Origin of the sequence: Streptomyces sp. NPDC088817, from assembly GCF_044750345.1 — a bacterium.
In the GTDB taxonomy this organism is placed as follows: Bacteria; Actinomycetota; Actinomycetes; order Streptomycetales; family Streptomycetaceae; genus Streptomyces.
The window spans coordinates 107,918-132,257 of record NZ_JBIVJN010000017.1 but is presented as its reverse complement, the minus strand read 5'-3'; the positions used below and the strand labels follow the sequence as shown (position 1 = coordinate 132,257).

At 73.6% G+C, this 24,340-nt stretch carries 11 protein-coding genes; 5 read left to right on the top strand and 6 right to left on the bottom strand.

Annotation, left to right across the window (positions count from 1 at the left end):
• The first annotated feature begins 1 nt into the window (after position 1).
• Positions 2-1,384 carry an ATP-binding protein gene (locus ACIP4X_RS28020; RefSeq protein ID WP_358730240.1) on the top strand — a complete coding sequence of 461 codons (1,383 nt, stop codon included), beginning with the start codon at positions 2-4 and terminating at the stop codon, positions 1,382-1,384.
• A 40-nt stretch (positions 1,385-1,424) separates the two neighbouring features.
• Here ACIP4X_RS28020 and ACIP4X_RS28015 read toward each other — a convergent pair whose 3' ends face one another.
• From ACIP4X_RS28015 to ACIP4X_RS28000, 4 genes are all read right to left on the bottom strand, one after another.
• Positions 1,425-8,048, bottom strand: a complete 6,624-nt coding sequence (locus tag ACIP4X_RS28015; RefSeq protein ID WP_401351163.1) for a beta-ketoacyl synthase N-terminal-like domain-containing protein — start codon at positions 8,046-8,048, stop codon at positions 1,425-1,427.
• A gap of 67 nt (positions 8,049-8,115) precedes the next feature.
• Positions 8,116-14,310, bottom strand: coding sequence for an SDR family NAD(P)-dependent oxidoreductase (locus ACIP4X_RS28010; RefSeq protein WP_401351161.1), 6,195 nt, complete (start codon positions 14,308-14,310; stop codon positions 8,116-8,118).
• A gap of 56 nt (positions 14,311-14,366) precedes the next feature.
• On the bottom strand, positions 14,367-15,950 hold the full coding sequence (locus ACIP4X_RS28005; RefSeq protein ID WP_401351159.1) for a PfaD family polyunsaturated fatty acid/polyketide biosynthesis protein: 1,584 nt from the start codon (positions 15,948-15,950) through the stop codon (positions 14,367-14,369).
• Positions 15,951-15,989: 39 nt separating this feature from the next.
• Positions 15,990-17,180, bottom strand: a complete 1,191-nt coding sequence (locus ACIP4X_RS28000; protein ID WP_401351158.1) for an SDR family oxidoreductase — start codon at positions 17,178-17,180, stop codon at positions 15,990-15,992.
• 695 nt (positions 17,181-17,875) lie between these two features.
• On the opposite strand from ACIP4X_RS28000, the gene ACIP4X_RS27995 reads away from it, so the two are divergent.
• Positions 17,876-19,126 (top strand): hypothetical protein, encoded by a 1,251-nt coding sequence (locus ACIP4X_RS27995; protein ID WP_358730245.1) that lies wholly within the window; start codon positions 17,876-17,878, stop codon positions 19,124-19,126.
• A gap of 90 nt (positions 19,127-19,216) precedes the next feature.
• On the opposite strand, the gene ACIP4X_RS27990 is transcribed toward ACIP4X_RS27995, so the two are convergent.
• Entirely contained in the window at positions 19,217-20,593 is a 1,377-nt protein-coding gene (locus ACIP4X_RS27990) for an NAD(P)-binding domain-containing protein (RefSeq protein WP_358730246.1), read from the bottom strand.
• Between the two features lie 304 nt (positions 20,594-20,897).
• Here ACIP4X_RS27990 and ACIP4X_RS27985 point away from each other — a divergent pair, with 304 nt between their 5' ends.
• The 3 genes from ACIP4X_RS27985 to ACIP4X_RS27975 are packed head-to-tail and all read left to right on the top strand — an operon-like array spanning position 20,898 to position 22,891.
• On the top strand, positions 20,898-21,512 hold the full coding sequence (locus ACIP4X_RS27985) for an ABC transporter ATP-binding protein (RefSeq protein ID WP_358730247.1): 615 nt from the start codon (positions 20,898-20,900) through the stop codon (positions 21,510-21,512).
• On the top strand, positions 21,509-22,324 hold the full coding sequence (locus tag ACIP4X_RS27980) for an ABC transporter permease (RefSeq protein WP_401351155.1): 816 nt from the start codon (positions 21,509-21,511) through the stop codon (positions 22,322-22,324). The genes ACIP4X_RS27985 and ACIP4X_RS27980 overlap by 4 nt, the downstream gene beginning before the upstream one ends.
• A gap of 45 nt (positions 22,325-22,369) precedes the next feature.
• Positions 22,370-22,891, top strand: coding sequence for a hypothetical protein (locus ACIP4X_RS27975; RefSeq protein WP_358730249.1), 522 nt, complete (start codon positions 22,370-22,372; stop codon positions 22,889-22,891).
• 164 nt (positions 22,892-23,055) lie between these two features.
• Here ACIP4X_RS27975 and ACIP4X_RS27970 read toward each other — a convergent pair whose 3' ends face one another.
• On the bottom strand, positions 23,056-24,339 hold the full coding sequence (locus ACIP4X_RS27970) for an MFS transporter (protein ID WP_401351153.1): 1,284 nt from the start codon (positions 24,337-24,339) through the stop codon (positions 23,056-23,058).
• Position 24,340: the final 1 nt, after the last annotated feature.

Below are 24,340 nucleotides of genomic sequence, written 5' to 3'. Positions count from 1 at the left end.
GGTGGCCGCCGGGGTCCGGTCGTGGTGGGCCCGCCGGTCACTGCGCCTGCGGCTGACCGCCGCCGCGGCTGCCGTCATCGCCGCCGGACTGGCCGGAGCCGCCGTACTGCTCGTCGTCTGGCTGCACGCCAGCCTGATCAGCGGACTCGACCAGACCGCCTTCCAAGGAGCCCAGGTCGTGGCGGCGGACCAGGACGGCGACCAGACCACAGCGGACGTGCCCACCACCGACCACGGCGGAGTCGCCGTCCAGGTGATCGCGGGAAACGGGAGGGTACGGGCCAGCTCGGCCAACCTGCGTGGCCGGCCGCGCGCCTTCGCCTTCCCGGCGAGCCGCGCCGCCACCCCGCGCGCCCACACCGTCGACGGCATCCCCGTGGGAACGGGCGGCACATGGCGCGCCGTCGGCATCCCCGCGGGCACCGCCCGCGACCCGGTGACCGTCTACGTCGCCGTGCCCACCGAGAGCGTCGACCACGGACTCGCCCAGCTCACCGTCGGCCTGGCCACCGGAGTACCGGCGGTCGTCGCCGCCCTCACCGGAGTGGCGTGGCTGCTCACCGGGCGCGCGCTGCGCCCCGTCGACGGCATGCGCGCCCAGACCGCCGAGATCACCGCCTCCGACCTCAGCCGCCGCCTCGACGTACCGCCCGCCGACGACGCGCTCGGCCGGCTGGCCACGACCTTGAACGACCTGCTGGCCCGCCTGGACACCTCGACCCGGCGGCAGCGGCGGTTCGTCGCCGACGCGGCCCACGAACTGCGCAACCCGCTCAGCACCCTGCACACGCGCCTGTCCGTCGCGGCCCGGCACCCCGGCCCGGCGGACGGGCAGTCCCTCGCCGCCGGGCTCCTGCCGCAGACCGAACGGCTCACCCGGCTCGTCGACGACCTGCTCCGGCTCGCGCGGCTCGACGACCGGCCGCGGCTGCGGGCCCGTCCCGTCGACCTGGACGAGATCGTCTTCACCGAGGTGCGCGAAGCGCGCCGGCGGACCCGGCTCGTCATCGACCAGCACGCCGTGGGCGCCGCACGGGTGGCGGGCGACGAGGACGCCCTCGCCCGTGTCGTGCGCAACCTGCTGGACAACGCGCTGCGCCATGCCCGCACCCGGATCGACGTCAGCCTCCACACACTCGGCGACACCGCGCAACTGACCGTCGCCGACGACGGGCCCGGCATCCCGGAGGCCGACCGCGAACGCGTCTTCGGGCGCTTCACCCGGCTCGACGGCGCCCGCGCCCGGGACACCGGCGGCAGCGGCCTCGGCCTCGCCATCGTCCGTGACACCGTCACGGCCCACCACGGCAGCACCCGTATCGAGGACAACCGCCCCGGCGCCCGACTGGTCGTCCTGCTCCCGGCGACGGGCCAGGGCCTGTGAAGACCCCGCCGCTCCGACCGGCAGGCGCTCCGCACTCACCTCACGGGGCGGGTACGGGCCCGGGAGCCGCGTCGGACACCACGCGCATGCCCAGCCCCCGCACCCGGTAGATGCAGGTGTCGTCGCCCCACAGCGTCGCGTCCGCCGTCACATAGGGCCCCCGCGCGTCCGTGCCGCTTTCCACGATGTCCATGTCCACCCGGATCAGCCGGTTGGCCGGGGTGATCTGGCCGCGGTAGGTCCAGGTCGTCTCGCGGCCGGGTAGCACCGGTTCGAACCGTGGGTGCGGGACGCCGTCCGCCGCGCCGCGTTCGAGCAGGTGGTACTGGAGGAGCTGGCACATGGCCTCGACGCCCAACGACCCCGGCTGCACCGGGTCCTGGAAGAAGTGCGCCCGGAAGAACCACTCGTCCGGGACCACATCTTTCTCCGACCGCAGCCGTCCGAGCCCCCGGCTGCCCCCGTCCGGCCAGGAGCCGGTGATCCGGTCGAGCATCAGCAGCATCGGGCCCGGCAGCCGCGGTTCCCCGGCGCAGTAACGGGCGGGCCGTGCGGTCAGGTCGACGACTCGGTCGCAGGGCTCGTCGAGACGGGCCCGGTCCTCGGCCGACACCGTGAGGCCCTGCTGGTGCTCGAAGGCGGAGGGCGGGAAGTAGCCGAACGTCGTGGACAGTTCGAACAGCGGCACACCGTCGGCCGTGCACCTCACCCGGAACGACTCGATGATCATGTCCCCGCTCTGCGAGACACGCGTCAGTTCGGCATGGGTGCGGACCGTGCCCGTCGCCGGAGTGACCTCACTGGTGACCGTCCCCGCTCCGTCCAGGTTGCGGAACAGCAGATCCGCGTCGGTGGTCAGCGCGCTGCCCACGTACGAGGCCAGCCATCCGCAGGGTTGCAGCGCGATCTCCATCAGGACGGCCAGCGGCATCGTACGGCCGCCGCTCTGCTCGAAGTACCAGGCCTGCGCGGGCACGTCGTACTCCGCGACGACACCGCTGCCCTCCCGCATACCGCCCTGCGGACCGTCCACCGAGACGATCCGGCTCATGAAGTGGTACGGCGGACCGGGCAGCCGCGCGACCCTGCGGGTGCCGTCGAACGGCTCGTACGCGGTACCGAACGCCTCGGTCGGTCTGCCCCAGGCACACGCCAGCAACGAGGCGTAGCCGAAGGGGAGTCCGTCGGCCGCCGTCGCCACCGGCTTCTCCTCACGGTGCCCGGCAAGGCCACCGAGCAGCGGGAGCGGCACCGGCGCACCGCTGCTCTGCACGGCGGGCGGGCCCGAGTGCCGCCAGTGCGACAGCGGCCAGTCGGGCACCAGCCGCAGTGCCACCTCCTGACCCAGGAACGCCTTCGTCCCGTCGACCCAGCCCAGCACGTCCGCGTACAGCGTCGGCACCGGACCGGCCGAGACACCGCGCACGAACACCTCGTAGACGACCCGCCGCCCGGCCGGAGTGGCCTGACCTCGGCACATCGCCTTGAAGGGCAGTCCGTCGACGGGCTCGAAACGCCAGCCGTCCCGGTCCACGGTGAAGCCGAGGGCGGTCAGGTAGAACGCCATCGCCTGGAGGCCGCCCTGGAGCATCAGGGTGCCCGGCATGCAGGGGTCGTTCTTGAAGTGCCCCGCGAAGAACCAGTCGTCCGGCGACAGCGGGGTCTCGGCTCGCAGATAGCCGCGGCCCCACGGACCTCCGGCCGGGTCGAACTCCGTCACTTCGTGCAGCAGCCGCAGCCTGCCGTCGTCGAGCCCCGGTGAGCGCACGTGCGCCGCCGTCGCCTCCCAGCCGGGGCCGAAGCAGTCCGCGGGCCGCCCCTGGGCCAGGGCCCGCACCCGGTCCGCGCCGAAGCGGGCGCGCCCGCAGCGTACGGCGGGCGGGTCGAGCGGCAGGTCGTCGCCGGGCGGCCGCTCGGCGGGATCCCACCGCACACCGCCGCTGCCCGCGAGCTCCCCGGGGGTGAAGAACCCGGCCTGGCCCTCGCGGACGCTGAGCCGGAGTTCGCCGTCCACGTAGCAGTCGTAGTGGAAGAAGGACAGCCGGACACCGTCGTGCTCCGCGTGGCCGTCGACGTGGATCTCGTAGCGCAGGGTGTCGCCCGCCTCCGGCGGGCCGCCGTGGTACGTCACCTCGCAGCCGAGCAGCCGGTAGGCGCGCTCGCCCCGGTTGAGGAGGTCGATGCCCAGCCAGCTCAGCAGGAGCAGATCCGCCTGGCCCGCCTCGATCATCAGCCCGGCGGGCATACGTCCGGTGGAGTCCAGGTACCAGCCGCCGGGCCGGACGTCGGTCTCCGACCAGATCGTCCCGTCGGTGCGCACCGGTCCGGGCGCGACGAGCGCCGCCGGCACGGCGTCGATGCCGGTGACCCGGTCCGCGAGCAGCATGGGCGGCTGGGGCATTCGGGTCTGCACCGCGTACGCGTCCTGCTCGGCGAACCGGGGGCCGAACAGCGCGGAGATCTCCCGCGAGGCGAGATGCTCCAGTTGGGCACGGTCGAACTTCGGCCCCGGCCTCAAGGGTGCCCTCTCCGGTGGGGGAGCGGGCCGTACGGGGGCCGGACGCGGGGCCGGGAGGTCCGGTGGCCGCAGGGGAACGGGCACGCCGCCACTCCGAAGCGCGGTGACGGCGAGCGCGGACATCCGCAGGAACCGCTGATGGGCCTCGGTGTGCCCGGCGAGGATCTCCTGGTGCAGCGCGGCGACCCGGCGGGTCTGCCGGAGGACCGCGGCACGGGCGCCCGTCACCCGCGGCTCCCGTCCGTCCGGGTGCGCGGTCGCCTCGTCGGCGGCCGGCGTCGGCCGTGCGCTCGGCGCCGGACGCCGCTCCGGGGCAGCGGGGCGGGGCACGGGGACGGAGGCCGGTGCCTCGGACCGGCCGGGCTCCCGGTCCGGCACCGGCGCCAGCTCGGGGGCCCGGGGCAGGGTCACCGGCTCCACCGGCGGCAGCACCGGAGGCGCGGGTACGGGCACGGTGACCGCGGGCCCGGGACGCGGGATCTCGGCGGCGGCCTCCGCCAGCCGGGCGAACAACTCGTCGGCGCGCACCGCCACCCCCGCGGCGACGAGTTCGGCCACCGCGAGGCAGGGCTGCCGCAGCCCGGTGTCGCCCGGGGCGTCCAGCGCGACGGCCACATGCTCCCGGTCGCCGAGCACCCGCTTGATCCAGCCGGTGCACAGCTTGCGCGGCCCGTGCTCCACGAAGACCCGGACACCGTCGGCCCACGCCTGCTCGACGGTGGCCGCGAAGTCGATGGTGTTCAGCCCCTGCGCGGTGAGGGCCTCGGCGGCCCGCTCGGCCGTCGGCCGGTACGACCGTCCGGTGGCCCCGCTGTAGAACCGCACACCGGGCACGTCGACGGTGGGCTGGAGATGCGCCCGGCGCCACACCTCGCGGATCTCCGCCAACTCCGGTGCGTGGGCGGCCAGGTCGTAGTCGAGCTCGATCGCCCGGTCTGCGCCGATCCTCGCCACGACGGCCGCGCACGCGCGCGACTCGCCGCCGATGACGCAGACTCCGGGCGCGTTCACCGCCATCAGATGAACCGCGACCTCGGCGGCGAGTTCGGCACGGACCACCTCCAGGGGCGCCGTGACCAGATGGCTGGACCAGCGGGAACCCTGGACGCCCCGACGGTCCCAGTGCCGCCGGACCGCCCTGAGTTCACCGGTGAGTTCGGTCGTGAACAGACCACTGTCACGGGTGGCTTCGTAGAGCCTCGCCGAGTCCGGCCAGGCCCCCAGCGCCACCAGGGCGGCCGACTCGCCCGAGGAGTACCCGACGGCGGCGTCCGGCCGCAGCCCCAGCACCTCCCGGCTGAACACCGTGTGGACGGCGGCGAGTTCGGCGGCGGCCCAGATCTGGTCGAACACCCCGCGCTCCGTCCGGGAGCGCGGTCGTGCGCCGATCGCCCCGTGCCGGGCCCGGACGGCCTCGCCGAGCGACGGCAGCGCGAGCATCAGCTCGTGGCCCATATCGGGGTACGAGGCCGAGCCGTTGGTGTACACGAACGCGGTCTGCCCCGTGACCGGCGCGTCCCGGTACGCCACATCGGCCGGGCGGGTCCCGTCCCCGGCCAGCCAACGACGGGCGGCCTCCACACGGCCCGGCAACGCGTCGTCGTCGGCCACGAGCGCCAGCCGGGCCGGTCCGGCACCGGACTCCGCACCGGCCTCCAGCGCGGCCAGCACCTCCCGGCGGCCGGCTCCGGAAAAGACGTGCAGACGCGGAGCCGGGCCTCGCAGCCACGGCCGGGCGTCTCCCGCGCGCAGCCGGACACTCGCGGTGGGACCCTCCATCGGTGTCACCACGGCCTGCGCCGTGTGCGCGACGGTCGCGGTGTCCGCGGGACCGCCCGGACGCGGCACCGCACGGTGCTGGAGCGAGAGCGCCGCGACCGCGACGGAGACCAGCCCGCACGCGGCGTGAGCGCGCCCGAAGGCCGACGCCGGGTCGAACACCGCGTCGGGGCCGTCCCCGATGACCATGTCGGGCACGTCGGCGGTGTCCTCGTCGAGGAGGGCGACGACGGTGTCGCCGTCCGCGCGCGCGGTGTCCAGGGACTTGAGGACCAGCACGATGGCGGCGTCACCCGGTTCGTTCCCGAGTCCCAACTCACGCTGGGCCGCCTGGTGCACCGCCTCGCAGGACAGGTCGGTGGCACCGACGAGCGCGGCGTCGACCTCCCCCGACCGTACGGCCCTGGCCGCGACCTCCAGCGCCACCAGTCCGGACGCCTCCTCCGCCGAGACCGCGAACCCCGGTCCCGCCAGGTCCAGTTGGGTGCTGATCCGGTTCGCGACGAGGTTCGGCATGCTGCCCACCACCGCCTCCGCGGTCATGGGCGGCACGAACGCGTCCCGTGCGGGCCCCGCCGACGCCTCCGTGGCGGGAAGCCCGGCCTGCTCCAGCCAGTGGGGAACCCGCCAGCGGGCGCCCGCCCGGGCCACCTCGGGGTCCACCCCCATGCCGACAACCACCATCGTCCGCTCCCGCGGCAGGGACACCGACCGCACGGCCTCCCGTGCCGCCTCCAGCACCAGGAGCTGATGGCGCACCGTCCGCTGAAGGGCCAGGGGCGGGAAGCACAGGTCCCTCAGCTCCAGGGCGACCTCCGTGGCGGCACCGCGCCGCGCACCGCCCAGCACCGCGCCACGGAAGTCCTCGGTGCAGGTCCCGTCGCCGACGCGGGCGCCGAGGGCGACGATCGCCACCGGCGTACGGCCGCCCGGCGACTCCCGCGGCCGGGCCGGGGCGGGCACGGCGCCGGCCCGCGGGCCGACCGGCCCCGACACGGCTACGGGAGTCGCCGGGTGGAGCGGTCGTGATACGGCGGGCACCGGGTCGTCGTCCGGAAGGTCCACCACCAGATGGGCGTTGGTCCCGCCGAACCCGAACGCGCTCACCGCCGCCCGGCGCGGCCCCGACCACGGTTCCGGCGCCGCCAGCACCCGCAACGGCGTGCCCGCCAGCGCCTCCAGCGGCCTTTCCGCCCCAAGCGTCGCCGGACGCACACCGGCGCGCAGCGCGCCGAGCACCTTCAGCAGCCCGGCCGCGCCCGCCGAGGCCAGCAGATGCCCGACGTTCGACTTCACCGAACCGATGGGCACGTCGTCACCGGCCCCGAAGACGCGGGCCATGGCGCGCGCCTCCACCGCGTCCCCGACCGGCGTCCCCGTCGCGTGGCACTCGACGAGCGACACGGTCCCGGGCGCGACACCCGCCGCCTCGTACGCCAGGCGCATGGCCCGGACCTGGCCCTCCTCCGACGGACTGATCAGCCCGGCACCCCGCCCGTCGTTGGACAGGCCGACACCGCGGATCACCCCGAGCACGGGCAGACGGGCGGCGCGGGCCTCGGACAGCCGCATCAGCGCGACGAACCCGGCGCCCTCGCCGTGCACGAGACCGTCCGCGTCCCGGTGGAAGGGGCGGCTGCGCCCCGTACGGCTCGTCGCCGACAGCCCGCAGAAACCCACGTGCAGATAGAGGGGGTCCGCCCGGCTGACCGCACCGGCCACCATCAGGTCCGCCGTGCCGTCGTGCAGCCGGTCGCACGCCAGCTTGACCGCGTACAGCGACGACGCGCACGCGGCGTCGAGGGACCACGCGCCCGCGCCGAGCCCGAGAGCCCGGGCGGCGAGCAGGGCGGGCAGCCCGGACGAGAAGCGGTTCCGGGCGTCGGGCCGCTCCCGGCGCTCTCCCGTCAACAGGACGTCACGGAGCCGGGGTTGCTGGGCCGACAGCCAGACGTGCTCGGCGAAGGCCGCCCCCGAGGGCGTGGGATAGGACAGGTTCCCCAGCACCAGACCCGCGCGCGGCAGCGGACCTTCGCGGCCCGCCTCCGTGAGCGCCTGCCGGACGCCGTACAGGACCCAGTGGAAGAGCGGGTCCAGGGACAGGATCCGCTTCGGGGCGATCCGGAAGCCGCTCGGGTCGAAGACGGACTCGAACCCCGTCACGAACCCGCCGACATCGGTCCAGGTGCGGTCGAGATGGTCGTCCACCGGGCCCATGGCCCAGCGGCGGGGCAGCCGCCACCGGCGCTCCGGGACGGCCGACAGGCTCGCACGGCCCGCGGCGACGTTGTCCCAGAACGTGTCCGGATCGAGCGCGTCGGGCAGCACACAGCCCCGGCCGACGACGGCGATCGGTTCGAATTGCATGCGGGTCTCACTTCACGGCGGGCGGGCGGGGCTGGTACGCGGGGGCGGGGTCGGAGGTGCGCGCGGCTCAGGAGGGCCGGCGGACGAGTTCCACGCCCAGCAGTTCCAGACGGACGGTTCCGTCGGCGTCGACGAGCGCCGCGTCGCAGCGCGCTCCCGTGCTGTGGACCTTCCGGCCCCGCAGCACACACCGCACGGTGCCCTCCACGGGGCCGCGCCGGTGCACCCTGCACTCCGCGACGGCCATCGGCAGCGTCGCCGCACCGAGTGCCTCCTGCGCCCAGACCAGGGCGAGTTGGAGCGCGCCGTCCACGGCGGCCGGGTCGAGCGGCCAGTGTTCACCCGGCCACTCCAGAGCGGGCACGCCCGCGACGACCGCCTCGGCCCCGTGCTCCGAAACGCCGTGTACCGAGCAGACGGAGCGGAAGCGGGGGCCGTGGAAGAGGTTCTCCCCGTCGTACAACTCGGCACAATCCAGCGGCTTGAGGCCGTCCGGGCTGCTCCACGCGGCCGGATCCGGCTCCTCGGCTCCGGTGTCCAGTACGGCCCGGACGTGCGTCACCCCGCTGTCGCCCCGCAGCTCCGCCTCCAACCCCGACGGCGAACCGGCCGGGCCGCGGCTGCCGTGCAGGGTGAGCCGGTGACCGGTGCCGGCCAGGTCGGGCAGGGCGCACTTCTGGTACACCCGCAGATCGCGCAGGACGAGGAGGCCGGCCGCCTCCGGCAGCCATGCGGTGGCCGCCCCGGCGAACCAGTTCAGGACCATCGCCACGGGCAGCACGGGAACCCCTGCGATCGCGTGGTCGGCCAACTGCGGCAAGCTGTCCGCCCGGACCAGCAGTTCAGCCGGGCGCGGATCGCCGGCCGGCGACAGGGCCTCCGGATCGTCCCCGGCCACCAGGACGACCCGGGCCTCACCGGCCGCACCGTCCAGCTCGGCCGTGAAGGCGGCCGCCCCCTGCTCCAGAGGGATCAGCGGAACCCCGGACCGGCCGAAGTGCCCGGCCAGAGCCGGCGTGACCATACCGCCGCGCCACGGACCCCAGGCGACGCACCGCACCAGGCAGCCGGGGCGGCGGGCCTGTTCGGCGGACGCGACCTGAGCTAGGATCTCGTTGGCCATGGCGTAGTCGCTCTGCCCCGCGTTGCCGAACACGGCCGCCACCGAGGAGAACAGGCAGATGACGTCGAGCGGATCGTCCGCCGTCGCGGCCAGCAGCGCGCGCAGACCGTCCACCTTGGTGGACATCACCGACTCGACCTGCTCGTCGGTCTTGTCGGCGATCAGCTTGTCGGCCAGGACTCCCGCGCCGTGCACGATGCCGGTGACCGGCCCCCACACGTCACGCACGTCGTGCAGTGCGGCGGCCACGGCGTCCTCGTCGCGGACGTCCACCTGGACGTACCGGACGGGAGACCCCGCCGCCTCCAGCGCCGCGAGCGTCGCCCGCACCTCACGCGCGGCCAGGATCTCCCGGGCCCGCGCCGCGATGCGGGTCGGCGAGGAGTCCGCGGCGTCCCCGGCGGAACGCTCGGCGAGGAGCCGGGTGAGAGCCGGTTCGTCGGCGGCCGATGCCAGCCCTTCGGGCTCGGGAGCCGGTGCCGTCCTGCCGAGCAGCGCGATCCGTGGACGGTGGGTCCTGGCCAGGTCCAGCAGCGCGGCGGCGGTCACCCCGCGGGCACCTCCGGTGGCCACGATCACCGACTCCGGCGTGATCCGCCGGGTACCGTCGGGCAGGACCGGCGCGGGCATCGCCCGCAGGGTGGTGCGGGTGCCGTCCGCTCGGAGGCCCACCTCCAGGTCGGGGCCGCCTTCCAGCAACTCCCTGACGATCGCCTCGGCGACCTCCTCGTCGCTCCGGCCACCGCGTTCGCAGTCGACGGCCTTGACCGAGGCGCCCGGCCACTCCTTCGCCGCGGTCCTGGTCAGCCCGGCGGCCCCGCCCAGCCACGCGTGGTCGGGCGAGTGGCCGCCGAGCCCGAAGTCGCCTCCGGTGTCCTGCACGGTCACGAACAACCCGCCCCGCTCGGCCACTTGCGCCGCGATCGTGCGCGCGGCGCGGAACACGGACCGGTTGACTTCCCGCGCCTCGTCCGGCGCGCCGCTTCCGATCAGCCCACCGAGGTGGACGACACCGCGCGCGTCCTCGGACACCTCCGCCGTGGCGATGGCATCCACGCCGTGCTCCGCCAGCTTCCGTGCTACGAGGCCGGTGAGCGCGGAGCCTTCGGGGCCCTCGCCCGTCACCACGAGCGGTCCGTCCAGGAGCCCGGCGGTCGCCAGACCGGACGCGGGTGACTCCACGGCACGGGGCACCAGCCTCGTCAGCGCCGTCTCTTGGCCGGACTCGGTGCGCATGGCCGGGATTGCCGGGGTGCCGGGCAGCTCTGGGACGCCGGCTACCTCCGGGGCGCTGGGCATCTTCGGGGCGGCAGGCATCGCGGGCGCGGCGGCCGGGGCATCCGGGGCCGGGGTCCCGACCTGCCGCCCGGCATCCGTGAGCGCCTCGACGATCTCGCGCAGCGTACGGAGCTTGCCGAGTTCTCCGACGTCTCCCGTCGCCATGTCTCCGACGCTGCGGCGTACGGCCGACAGGATCTCGACGCGCTTGATCGAGTCGACTCCCAGATCAGCCTCCAACTCCATGTCCACGTTGAGCATCTCGGCCGGATAGCCGGTGAGGCGGGCCACCACCGAGAGCAGGAGCTCCTCCAGTGCGGGCGCCGACAGGGGCGCGCCATCGGTGGCCGGGGCCGGGGCCGGGGAATCCACCGGGATGGCGGCCGGCGCCCGGTCCTCGACTGCGACCTGTGCGGGCGACGGCGCGACGCCGGGAACGCCGACTGCTGCCGGGGCGGGGGCCGGAGTCATGGGTGCGGGTGCCTGCCGAGGCGCTGAAGGACGGGGGAGCGGCAGCGGTGCCGGGGGAGCCGGGGCGTCGAGCACACCGCCGGTGCCCTGGACCCCGAGCATCGCCGCCAGGGTGGTCTCGGTCATCCGCAGAAAGGCCACATGACTGTCGGTCAGCATGCGTTGACAGGCCGCGTGGGCCTCGGCCGTGTGCCGCTGGACGCTCTCCACCGCGGCGTACCACTCGGCTCCGGGGGCGGCTCCGGGCTCGGCACCGTACATGGACAGGGCATCGTCGGCGGGCACGGCGTCGTACGCGGATACGCGGTCGTGCGGCGGCTCGGCTTCGTACGCGGGCATGGGAACCACCGGGATGTCGGACGCGGGGGAGGGGGCAGGGGCGGGTGCCCGATACGCGTGGTGCTCCGACCCACGCTCCAGCGCGGGCGCGGGCGCGGGCAGGGGCGCGGGTGCGGACGCGGACGGCGATGGCTCGCCCCCGTCGGCACGGGGCGGGTACAGCTGACCGTAGTTGGCTCCGCTGATCTTCACGGTCATCCGGGGCGTGCGCTCCTTGGCTGGGGTCCCGGGCGAGGCGTACGGCGCCCAGAGGGGATCGAAGTCGAGAGGGACGCCGCGCACGGCGAGTTCGCCGAGCGCGGTGTGCAGGGTGGAGACCCCGGACCGGTCCGGCCGGTCCAGAGGGACGGCCGCGTGCTCGCGGTCACCGAGGATCTGTCCGACCAGGCCGGTCAGCGCGGTGCCGGCGCCGACCTCGACGAAGGTACGCACCCCCGCCGCGTACATCGCCTCGATCTGGTCCTGGAAGAGCACCGGTGAGGCCAGGTGGCCGGCGATCCGGCGGCGCACCTCGTCGGGCGACGAGGGGTACGGTGCCGCGTCCGCGTTGCCGTACACCTCGATCCGTGGCTCCGTGAGCGGGACCGTACGCAGGAACGCGGCGAGCGGCTCACCGGCCGGGGCGACCAGCGGGCTGTGGAAGGCGGTCGACGTGGCCAGCCGGCGTGTGCCGACGCCCTCGGCCGCGAACGCCTTCTCGGCGCGCGCGACGGCCTCCGTCGTCCCCGAAAGCACCACCTGGCGCGGGGAGTTGTGGTTGGCCGGCCAGATGTCGCCGAACCCGCCGACGGCCAGCACCGACATCACGTGCTCGCGGTCCGCCGCCACGGCCAGCATCGCGCCCGGTACAGCGGCCGCGTCCCGCATCAACTCGCCGCGCCTGCGCGCCAGGCCGACCAGGGCGTCGGCGTCCAGGGCATCCGCGCAGTGCAGCGCCACCAGCTCACCGAAACTGTGGCCCGCCACGCAGTCCGGTCGCAGTCCCAGCTCCCGCAGTACGTCCAGCAGCGCGAGCGCGTGCACCGCGAGCGCGGGCTGCGCCCACTCGGTGGCGGCCAGAAGCGCAGCCTGAGACGCGCGTTCCTCGTCGGTGAAGGCGGGCGGCGGGAACACCACCCGGTGCAGGGGCCGTTCGCCGAAACCGGTACCGCCCAACCGGTCCCACACGGCCTGGGCGGCCGGCGAGAACATGGCGAGGCCGGCGCCCATCCCGACGTACTGGGACCCCTGTCCGGGGAACAGGAAGGCGAGCCGGCCGGGCTCGGGGTCCCCGACGGCGTACCGGATGCCGTTCGGCGTCGAGAGCGCCGTGCCGGGCCGTTGCCGGATCAGCGTGAGCGCCTGCGCGTACTTCTCCCGCAGGTCCTCGGTGTCCGTGGCGACGAAGGCCAGCCGCACCGGGTCGGTGGGCGAGAACGCGCGATGGCTTTCCCGGGCGAGCGCGGCCAGCGGACGGTCGCCGTCCGTCTCCGGTGGCGCCAGGTCGGACAGTGATGCGCCGCTGAACAGGACGAGTTCGTTCGAGGCGGCGCGATGGCGCGGCGGCACCCGGGCCGGAGTGCCCGAGGGCACGTACTCCTCCAGCGTGACGTGGAAGTTGCTGCCCCCGAAGCCGAAGCTCGACACCGACGCCCGGCGCGGATGACCGGCGGGCCGCACCCACGGCCGGGTCTCGGTGTTGACGTAGAACGGGCCGTCCGGGTCGGCGGCCGCCGCGAGCGGCCGGGCGACCTTGATGGTCGGCGGCAGCACCTTGTGGTGCAGGGCCATGACCGCCTTGAGCAGCCCCGCCGCGCCCGCCGCGCACTTCGTGTGCCCGATCTGCGACTTGACCGACCCGATCGCGCACCACTGTCCGTCCGCACGTGGCGCCTCCGTACGCGGCCCGTCTGCAGGCGGCTCGTCCGTACGCGGCCACTCCGTGTGCTGCCCCTCCGAAAGCGGCCCTTCCTCCCGCGCCGACGCCCCGAACACCTCGCGCAGTGCGATCAGTTCGGCGGTGTCCCCGGCCTTGGTGCCGGTCCCGTGGGCCTCGACCAGCTCCACGGTCCGCGGACCGTAGCCCGCCTGCTCGTACGCGCGCCGCAGAGCCCGTGCCTGACCGTCGGGAAGCGGTGCGTAGATCGCCGTACTCCGGCCGTCGGACGAGGTGCCGATGCCGCGGATCACCGCGTGGATCCGGTCGCCGTCCCGCTCCGCGTCGGACAGCCGCTTCAGTGCGTACATCACGACCGCCTCGCCCAGCATGGTGCCGTCCGCCGCGTCCGAGAACGGACGGCAGTCACCGGTGCGGGAGAGCGCGGGCGTCTTGGAGAAGCACAGGAACATGCCGATGTCGTTGCCGGTGTCCACGCCTCCGCTGATCACCAGGTCGGCCCGTCCGAGCGCCAGTTCACCGACCGCCGTGGACAGGGCCGCCAGGGAGCTGGCGCAGGCGGCGTCGGTGGTGTGGTTGATGCCGTGCAGGTCGAACCGGTTGGCGATCCGTCCCGCGACGACATTGCCGAGCAGGCCCGGGAAGGTCGACTCCTGCCACGGACTGAAGTGCGCCGAGATGCGGTCGCACACGGCCCGCGCCTCGGCCTCGGCGAGACCGCTCTCCCGCAACCCCTCCAGCCACAGCGGGCGTTGGGTGCGCCCGTACATGTGCGCGAGCAGTTCCAGGGCGGCAGCTCCGAGGACGACGCCGATCCGGTCCCGGTCCATGTGCGACAGACCGCCGGCGTCGGTCAGCACCTGGTCGGCGACCATCAGGGCGAGCAGTTGGGAGGTGTCCGTCGCCGGGAGAGTGGCCGGCGGCACACCGTACGCCAGCGGGTCGAAGTCGACCTCCGGCAGAAAGGCGCCGCGGCGGGCGTACGTCTTGTCGGGGGCGGCCGGGTCGGGGTCGTAGTGGTCCGCGACCAGCCAGCGGGAGGCGGGCACTTCGGTGATCAGGTCCTCGCCGCCGGTCACGATCCGCCAGTAACCGGCCGCGTCCGTCGCTCCCGGCACCAGGGCGCCGACACCGACCACGGCGACGGGCACCTGCCCGGAGGCGGAAGCGGACACGGCGTCTCCTCGGGGCTGGACGGCTGCTGCTGACGCCTTCGGGGCACGGTGGCCGCTCATGCCAGCCCGCACGGGGTGTAGGCGAACGCCTCGGACGGCAACGGGACTCCATAGGTGCGCAGTTGATGGGCGCGGGTGAGCACCGCGGCCCCTTCGAGCAGGTTGAGCGCGATCTGGACCACGGACCGGTTCGCCGGTTCGGCCAGGAACGTGCCCTCGACCCAGCGGTTGAACGCGCCCATCGCCGGACCGCACCAGATCTGGTAGTCGGCACGCCGCGCCGACTCGCCGCTGATCGCCCACCGGCTGGAACTGCCCAGGTACCAGCGGAAGACCAGCGCCATACGGTGCTTGGGGTCGGTCTCGGCACGCGTGATCTCCGAGGGGTCGCGCCGTTCCCAGAACGTGCGCGTGCGCTGCCAGACCTCGTCGAACGAGGCACGCAGCACGTCCCGTTCGATCGCGACGCGCACCGCGGGCGGGATCTCCTCCAGCGAGCCGTGCGCCCGGTACGCGGCGTGGAGCCTGGCGGCCCGCTGGGCGAACATCGTTCCCCGGGACAGTACTTGCAGCGTGACTCCCAGTTCGAACATGTCCGCCGCCGGTGCCATCGCCACGTCGGCGACGTCCGCCTCGCAGAGCATCGCCTTGGCCTCGTCGGACAGGCCCGCCTCGACGGCGGTCTGGTTCACCGATCCGACGACCACGTAGGTCGCGCCGAGGGCGAAGGCGGCGGCCACCGCGGCCGGCGTGCCCAGTCCGCCGGCCGCGCCGATCCTGACCGGCCGGGGGTAGCCGAACCGCCGGCAGAGCGCGTCGCGCAGCAGGACGATCCTCGGCAGCAGGGCGGACAACGGCCGGTTGTCGGTGTGACCTCCGCTGTCGGCCTCCACGGTGATGTCCTCGGCCACCGGCACCAGGGCCGCCAGGGCGGCCTCCTGCGGGGTCAGCTTCCCCCGGGCGACGAGCGGGTCGAGGAGCGCGGCCGGGGCGGGGGAGAGGAACCGCTCGGCCACCTCGGGCCGGGAGACCTTGGCGAGCATCCGCGTACCCCGGACGATCCCGCCGTCGGCGCCCCGGCGCAGACCACGGGCCGAGCACAGCACCACGGCCGGAGTCAGCTCCATGAACGCCGACGCCGAGATCCGGGGCACACCGCAGCGCAGCAGCAGCTCGGCGACGCGGAACTCCAGTGCGGGCTCGGCCGGTGAGTGGATGAGGTTCACGCCCCAGTTCGGACGGGACCGCAGTTCCCGCGCCAGCACGTGCACGGACCGCTCCACCTCGGCGTATGCCAGACCGCCGGCGCCGAAGAAGCCGAGCATCTCCGCCCGGGCCATCGCGGACACCATCCGCGTGCTCGCGATGCCGTTCGCCATCTCGCCCGCCACATAGGGGAAACGGACGCCGTGCGCCTCGCAGAAGGTGCGCCCGCCGAGCCACTCGGGGTACAGCGGCGGCAGCGTGCCGAGCACCGGGCCGTCGGGTACGGGGCCGGTCGCGAGCCCCAGCTCGCGGCCGCTCGGCCCGCTGACGACGTGGACGGGTTCCCGGATCCTTCGGGCACGGGCGGCGATCTCCTCCAGGGAGAAGGCCGGAGGGGACGCGGCGGGGGCGTCAGGAGGGGAGAGGACGGGCACTGAGGGGCTCCAGCGGAAGAGGAGGGCGAGGTGCGCGGGTCAGGCGTACCGGGCGGACGGGAAGGCGGCCTTGGGCGTGGGCGACGGCCCGGCGGGGACCGGGTCCCTCGGGACCAGCCCGCGCAGCAGGTAGTCGAGGTCCACCGGGCGGGAGGCCGCCGACGGACCGAACAGGGCCCGGACCCTGGTGTCGTCGAAGCGCCGCCGGTGGGCCAGGTAGGCCGCGAGACCCGGGTAGAAGTCCACCAGCGCCTCCAGCGCCGACAGATCGTCCGCCTTGGTGGCGACCAGGTCGATGGACAACCCGACCAGCCGCTCCAGCAGCGTCACGATCGTCGATACCGGCACGTCGCGGTCATGGACGACGTGGTACGTGTCGACTCCGCCCGAGGGTGTCCGGCCCGCCAGCCGCACCATGACCTCGGCCGCGTGTTCCACCTGTGTCAGGTTCAGCCGGCCGTGCGGATGCCCCACCAACCGGAGGCGGGGACGGCCGTCCCGGAGGCCGGCGCCGTGCGGGCCGTCGGGCCCGGCATCGTCGCTTGCGGGGCTCCCGAAACCGGCGGTGCGTCGCGCGTCGCGCAGGATCCGCTCGATGACCTGAAGCGGATGCGAGGGCAGTTCCGGATGCGGCGGCAGATCCGTCACCAGGATGCTGGGCCGCAGCACCACGACAGGACGGCGGTGCTGCCGCGACCACGCGTGGATCAGCGTCTCCGCCTCGTACTTGGAGCGCTCGTAGGCGTTCTCGAAGCCGTACGCGTCGTCCAGCTCGTCCTCGTACGCCACCCCCTCGCACCGGCGCCCCGCCACGAAGGCCGTACTCACGTGGTGGACCACGGGACTGTGGCGTCCGGCGGCGGCCAACTCCAGTACGTGCCGGGTCCCTTCGACATTGGTCCGGCGCAGCTCGGGAAGGTCACCCTCCAGGTTGATGCTGCCCGCGCTGTGCCAGATCGCACCGAGCCCGTCGGCCAGCTCCTGGAACGCGGGCCCGGACAGCCCCAGCCCTGGCCGCTCCAACTCGGTCTCCACCACCCGCAGTCGGCCGGGGAGCCCGGCGACGAACGGCTCGGGCGCGCCGGTCAGTTCGAAGAACCGGCTGATGCGGTGCACCGCGTCGCCCGACCCCGCGCGGGCCAGGACCGTCACCGACCGGTGAGTGCCGAGCAGACGGCGCAGGAGACGCAGTCCGAGGAATCCGGTGGCCCCGGTGAGGGCGACGTGCATGACCTTGGCTCCAAGGGCTCCGAAGGGGACAGGACCACGAGCGCGCGCCAGGGCGGTGAAGGCCGGGCAGCTGCGGCGGCCGGGAGGCGGGACGCAGTCGACCGCCCACGGCGCGCATGGGCACCGGCGGGCGTGGCCTGATGATCGTGGGGCAAGACACACAGTGTCAGACGACCGACGGCGACGGAGCGTCCGATCCCACCGGCTCACCTGAACGGATGACCTACGCCATGGTCCGTGCGTATCCAGGACATTCCTTCGAAACGCCGGACGCGATGGCGGCAGGCCCGGTGGTACGGACGCGGCGAGGCGGCCGGTACCGAGCGGGCGGCTGGAAGGCCTGTCCTCCTTTCGGATGATCTCGTCGGCGGTGGCGCAGAGATGACGGCGGGCCGCCCCGGGCGCTTCCACCTCGCCGTCTGCGGGCGGTGCGGCGCGGCCGGCCCGGCGTGAGGCGGGGGAGCCTGCGGTCCCGGACGCTCGCGGCCACGTACAGCCGCCCACCACGTATGGATATAAACCGTGTTGATCCAGGCCGAGGTGACGCGTCCCGCGGTCGGTCGGGATGGCCGACCGCCCGGCCTCGCCCCGCCTGCCCGTCCCCCGGCACGAATGGAAGTTCCCCGATGCCCGCGTCCGTCCCGTCAGCTCCGTCCGATCCGTCGCCCGGTCTCCCCACCCACACGATCGACCGCGTGTTCCTCAGCATGGAACGCCGCCACCCCGACACCCGCTGGGACGCGGGCGGCGTCGCCTATCTGAGTGGCCCGCCCCCGAGCCTGGCGGACCTCCGCGCGTACGTGGGCTTCCGCCTGGGCCGGCTTCCCCTGCTCACGAGCCGGACCGAGGGCGGCGGTTCACGGCGCCCCCGGTGGCTGCCTGACGCGGACTTCAGCATCGAACGCCATGTCCACGAGGTGGTCGCCGAAGGCCCCGAGGGCTGGGACACCGCCCTGCACACCGCGCTCAACGCGTCGTTCGCGCCCGGCACTTACTGGGGGCTCTGGCTGGTCCACGGCCACGCGCCCGACGAGTACGCCCTGTGCTACCGCTTCCGCCACGCCTGCCAGGACGGCTCGGCCGCCGCGATGACGTTCCGGGCCATGCTGGGCGAGGGGGAGGCCTCGGCGCGCCCGGTGCCGGGGAGGGGCCGCCCGGCCGGTCTGCCCCGGCGGGTGGGCACGGCCGTCGGGTTGGCGGCGAAGTTCTTGGCCGGGTCGCTCACCGTCCCCGGCCGCCGTCCTGCCATCCCCTTCGTCCCCACCGGGGAGCGGCGCCTGTGGCGGGGCCGGGTGTCGGCGGACGCCCTCCGCCGGATCGGCGCGGCACGCGGTGGGTCGGCGCACGACGCCCATCTGGCGGCGCTCGCCGGGGCGTTGTCGGCCTGGTCCGCCAAGTCCGGTGTGCGGCTTCCCCGGGTGACGGTGCTGCTGCCGGTCGACGCGCGCCGCCCGGAGGAGGAACAGATGTGGGGCAACCGCTGTTTCGCCCTGCCGCTGGAGCTGCCCGTGCGGACCGCCCCGGAACGCGGCACCCTGTCCCAGGACGGCGGCTCGTCCCTGTGGCGGCTGGAGTACGTCATGGCGACGACCCGGAAACTGCGGGGCGAGGCATGGCGGCAGGGGATTCAGGACCTCGTCCGTCACATGCGCGACCGCCCGACCGAGTGGTACCTGCGCAGGATGCTCTCCCCGGGCGTCACCCAGGTCATGGCCACGTCCATGCCGGTCGCCGACAAGGGCAGCCTGGGGACCACCCAGGTGACGGGCGTCGCTCTGCTCCCCCTGCTGGTGCCCGGACACCTCTTCGGGGTGGGCCTGTCGTTCTTCGGCAGCTCGGCAGAGGTGTCCTTCGTGTCCGACGGCGCCCTGCCGTACGGGGAGTTGCTCCCGGAACTGTGGGAGCAGGCCGTGGGTGAGCTGGAAGGGGCCGCGGCGCCCGAGTGAACGAACCGGCACCGGGGCCGCGTCCAAGGTTCGGCTGCGGCTCCCGGTGCCGACTCTGCTCCTCAGGGGGTCACTTCGGGATTCGGAGTGTCAGACGGCGTCGGCCGCCCGGGTGGTGCTGCTGACGCCGGGCAGGCTCGGCGCGGCGCCCCGTGCGCGACGCCTGCCCGCTCGGCGCTCCCGGCGCAGGGCCCTTCGGTAGGAGCGGAAGTCGATCTCGATCCCGTGGCGGTAGGTGGACACGTACGTCGTGCGATGGCGGCGCCATTCGCGCGCGATCGCCCGGGTCATGTCCGCCGGTGACGGCAGCGCGACCGCGCCCTCGATCAGTTCGGCGATCCATTCCGCCTGCGGTTCGAGCAGCGGGAAGGCCGCGCCGGAGGGCTGTGCGAGCCCCATGAAGTAGAGCCCTGGGATACGGGGCGCGGCGGTGCGCAGATAGAGCTCGGTGCGGCCGTCCGGGGCGGCGAACAGGGAGGGCTCCAGGAAGGGGAACGAGATGGTGTAGCCCGTCGCGTACACCACCGCGTCCACCGGTTCACGGCTGCCGTCCGTGAAGGCCGCCGTGTCCCGGCCGAAGGAGCGGACACCGGGCTTCGGCGTGACCGCGCCCCGGGCCAGTTGGACGAGGAGTTCGTCGGAGGTGGAGGGGTGGCGGGCGAGCGGCCGGCGGTCCGGTGCGGGAAGCCCGTACTGGGCCGGGGCGCCGCGGGTCAGCCGCAGGAGGAGCCGCAACCCCGGGTCCTTGAGGAACCGCGGGAGACCGGACAGCGGGCTCCACACCAGGTGGTCCGCCGGACGGCCGAGCAGCATCTTGGGGAACACGTGCGCCGCGTCGCGCGCGGAGAGGAAGGTCCGCGCCGCCGTGCGCGAGATCTCCGCCGCGATCTCGCACGCGGAGTTGCCCATGCCGATGACCAGCACCCGCAGACCGGCGTACGGGGCGGGGGTGCGGTAGTCGTGCGAGTGGATCGCGGTCCCCTGGAACTCCTCGGCACCGGGCAGGGCGGGGGCCGGGAGGCGCGGGTCCCAGTGATGGCCGTTGGCCACCACCACCTCGCTGTAGCGCCGTGTCTCCTCGCCCGTGTCGCCGCGGTGCCGGCACACCACTTCCCAGCCGTCGTCGTCCAGCGGCCGCACCGAAGTGACCTTCGTGCCGCACACGATGTGGCGGTGCAGGCCGAACGACGTGGCGTAGGCCTCCAGATAGGCCAGGACCTTGCTGTGGTGCGGAAAGACCGGGTAGCTCTCCGGCATGGCCAGGGAGGAGAACGACATGCTCTCCTTCGAGATGTTCGCGTGCAGCGACGCGTACACCCCCGACATGCCGTTGTCGTTGCCGTACCGCCACAGTCCGCCGATGCCCGACCCGGCCTCGAAGCAGTCGAACGGAACGCCCCGCGAGGCGAAGACCTTGCACGCGGCCAGGCCCGACGGGCCGGCGCCGATCACACACGTTCTCCGCATGACTGACCGACCTTTCTGGACCGGGGCGGAACCCGGGCGGGCGGACCTGCCGGCACCCCGGTCCGGGCGACGCTAGCCGCTCCGGTGGCCCCGAACCCGCTTTCCGCCGGCGGAACCGCCGCACGCGTGACGCGGCGGGCGCCGGATTGACGCCGCGGAGCGGAGCCGTGACCACGCCGTTTCCCTTGCCGTGGCGGCTCGTTGGGCACGGGCGGCCCGGTTCCGCCGCCGCTTCGGAACGAGCCGGAAGCCCGCGGACCGGTACCGCGGACCACCGGAAGACCTGGCACGACGGAGCAGCGCGATGGACGTCACAGATGTGCACCACTCCTACCGGCACCACTCGGTTCTACGGGGCGTCGACCTCCGGCTGCGGCCCGGAGTGCTCGCCGGGATCGTCGGGGAGAACGGCGCGGGCAAGACGACGCTGCTGAAGATCCTCTCCGGTGAACTCAGGCCGGACCGGGGCTCGGTGCGCCACCGCGGCAGGTTCGGCTACTGCCCGCAGTCCGTGGTCCTGGACGACTCCTTCACCGTTCGTCAGCACCTCGACTTCTTCCGGCACGCCTTCGGACTCGCGGACCTGCGGCGGGCCGGGGAAGTGATGGAGACCCTGGACTTCGCCGAGTACCTCGACCAGCGTGCGGGCCTGCTCAGCGGGGGCTCACGGCAGAAGCTGAACCTGACCCTCGCGCTCATGCACGACCCCGAGGTGCTGCTGCTGGACGAGCCCTACCAGGGCTTCGACTGGGAGACGTATCTGCGCTTCTGGGAGTTGGCGACCGGGCTGCGCGACGCCGGACGCTCCGTGCTGGTCGTCTCCCACCTGGCGTACGACATCGACCGGCTGGACCAGTTGTGGCGCCTGCAGGACGGGCGCCTGCACCGCCAGGACCGGTGCGCGGAGGCGGCGGCATGAGGCGGCACTGGGCCCTGTTCACCACGGCCTCCCGGTACGCGCTCATCGGGCACGCCCGCAACCGGTTCGCGATGCTGCTGGTGGTGCTCTACATCCCCGTGTGGATCGCCCTGGCCTACGTGACCATTCCCGACCGGCCGGCGCCGTTCCGGCTGCGCGCCACGGGCGAGGTGCTGACCCCGCCGGGCAACCATCTCACCCAGATCACGGGCGCGTTGAACGCGGTCACCCTGATCGCCGGGTTCATGATGTTCGCCGCCACCTTCACGGGCGGTGCCTTCGACCGGCGTCTGGCCATGGCGGGCTACCCGCGCCACCACCTGGTCCTCGCCAAGCTCTCCGCGCTCACCCTGGTCTGCGCCGCCGTCGCCGCGTACGCCACGGCCGCCGCCGGCTTCGCCTGGTCGCCGCGGCAGCCCCTCATGCTCGCCGCCGCGCTGTTCTGCGCCGCCCTGACCTACGGCGCGCTCGGAGTGGTCTTCGGCTCCGTGCTGCGCCGCGAGGTGGAGGGCATGTTCGCCATCCTGATGATCAGCATCATCGACGTCGCCCTGCAGAACCCCCTCTCAAGCTCCGGCTCGGACAGCGCCGTTGTGCGCTTCCTGCCGTCGTACGGGGCCGTGCAGGCCAGCATGTCCGCGGCGTTCTCCACCGCGCCGGTGGCGCAGGGCCTCGCGATCCAGCTCCTCTGGCTGACCGGGGCGGCACTCGCCGGGTTCATGGTCTTCCGCCGCCGTACCCGCGACGCGCTCCCACCGGAACGGACCGCCGTGACCCCGGCGGCCAATGATCGTTCTGTAAACGGGCATTGAAACGCCCTCGAACCATTACATTCCCCACGCAAGGAGCACACCCCCATGACCCTGTCGCGTACCGTCCAGCGCACGGTCCTCACCGCGGCCCTCCTGTCCGCCTCCACCCTGGCCTTCCCCGCCTCCGCACAGGCGGCCCCGCTGCCGCCCGCGTGCCAGGAGGCGCTGCTCACCACCCTGGACAAGTTCCCCGTCACGGACTTCACGGTCCCGGACAAGGTCCAGAACGCCATGCTGGTCGAGGTCATGAACCTGAGTGACGCCGACCAGAAGGCCATCACCCAGGAGGCGTGCGCGGCCTGGAACAACTGGGCCACCAGCAACGGCCAGGCCGTGGCCACGGACCTGGACACCCGCTACCGCAACGCCGCCGGACCCGCGTGCAACAAGTTCGCCACCTCCGCCATCGGGACGATCAAGAAGTACGCCCCGAACATCCCCGCCCAGACCCGGGAGTTGGAGACGACGGCCAAGAAGGTCTGGCAGAACGCCATGCAGAAGCTCTCGGTGGAAGCCACCAACGCCGACTGCCGCAAGGCCTACAACGGAGTCAAGGCCGGCTGGTAGCAACCCCACCACACGACGCTTCCGTCCGTCGCCCACCCCCGACACCCTCAACCGCAACCACGGCGCCGGGTCAGGGCAAGCGACCGAGCCCACACACGTGGCCGACGGCACGGAAGCGTCTGCGCTTCGGCCGCGCCGGCGGTTGCTCATGACGGAGGCTTCTCTCACCGGTCAGCCGCACCGTCACCGACGGCGCTGTCACCGTGGTGGTTCTGTGGCTCCGTCGTCCGACCGCCGGCGCGCACCTGCGTGGTGACCCCTGCCTCGGTCGGCAGGCGGGTGGTGCGGGTGGCCAGGTAGAGCGCTGAGGCGGCCATCAGGACCGCCATCGTGGCGAGCATGACGCGATAGTCCACCAGCGCGATCAAAGCGGCACCAGCGGCGATGGCCGTGGTCTGCGGTACTCCGATCAGGACGCTCAACGCGGCATCGGTGCGCCCCATCAGGGAGGCGGGCGTGCGCCGTTGGAAGAGGGTCATGACGCCCGCAATGATCAGAGGCAGGCTCGCGCCGATCAGCAGCGTGCCCGGTGCGACCGCGAGCAGAGACGGGGCGGCGCTCAGGGAGAAGCCCGCGGCGGCGCAGGCCAGGCCGAGCATCACAGTGCGCCCTTCGCCCGCACGCCGCATGAGCACCGCGGCGCCCACCCCGGCCGCTATGGCACCGGCACCCTCCAAGGAGCTGAGGACACCGAGGAAGGTCGGCGGGCGGTGCAGACCCGCGTCGACGACGGCGAAGAGCACCGACTCGGAGAAACCGAAGGCAACGACGGCGAGCACCACGGCGACGGTCAACTGACGCAAGTCGGCGGTCCGTGCGATGTAACGGAAACCGGCGGCGATATTGGCGCCGGCCTCCTCCTGTTGCGCCGACTGCGGCCGATCCTCCCGCTGTCGGATCAGCGCGATGAGCAGCGCCGCGAGAGCGAAGGTCGCCGCGTCGCCCACCACCAGCGGACCCAGGCCGAACGCGGACAGTGCGCCCGCCCCCAGGAGAGGCGCGATCAGGCGCAGGCCCTGCAGCAGGGTCTGCAGGAGACCGTTCGCATCGCCCAAGTGCTCCGGTGAGATCAATGACTGGGTGAGCGCGGTCATGGCCGAGCTGGTGGCGCCGCTGGCCAGCCCGTACAGAGCCATGACGACATAACAGATCCAGACGCCATGGCGGTCGTGCACCAGCAGCAGCGGCAGGACCAGCACCGTGGAGGCCAGGTTCAGGACGATCAGCAGCGGCCGACGACGTACTCGGTCGACCAGGGCGCCGCCCAGGGGCGCGCCCAGAGTGCCGAGGATGAAGGCGAAGAAGACCAGCCCGGCGGCGGAGTTGCTGCCGGTGAGTTCCTTGACCCGGATACCGAGGGCGATCCACAGGGCATTGCTCCCGGCCATGTCGATCAGCCTGGCGAGGACGAGCAGGCGGATGTCGCGGCGAGCAAGGAGGGCACGCACG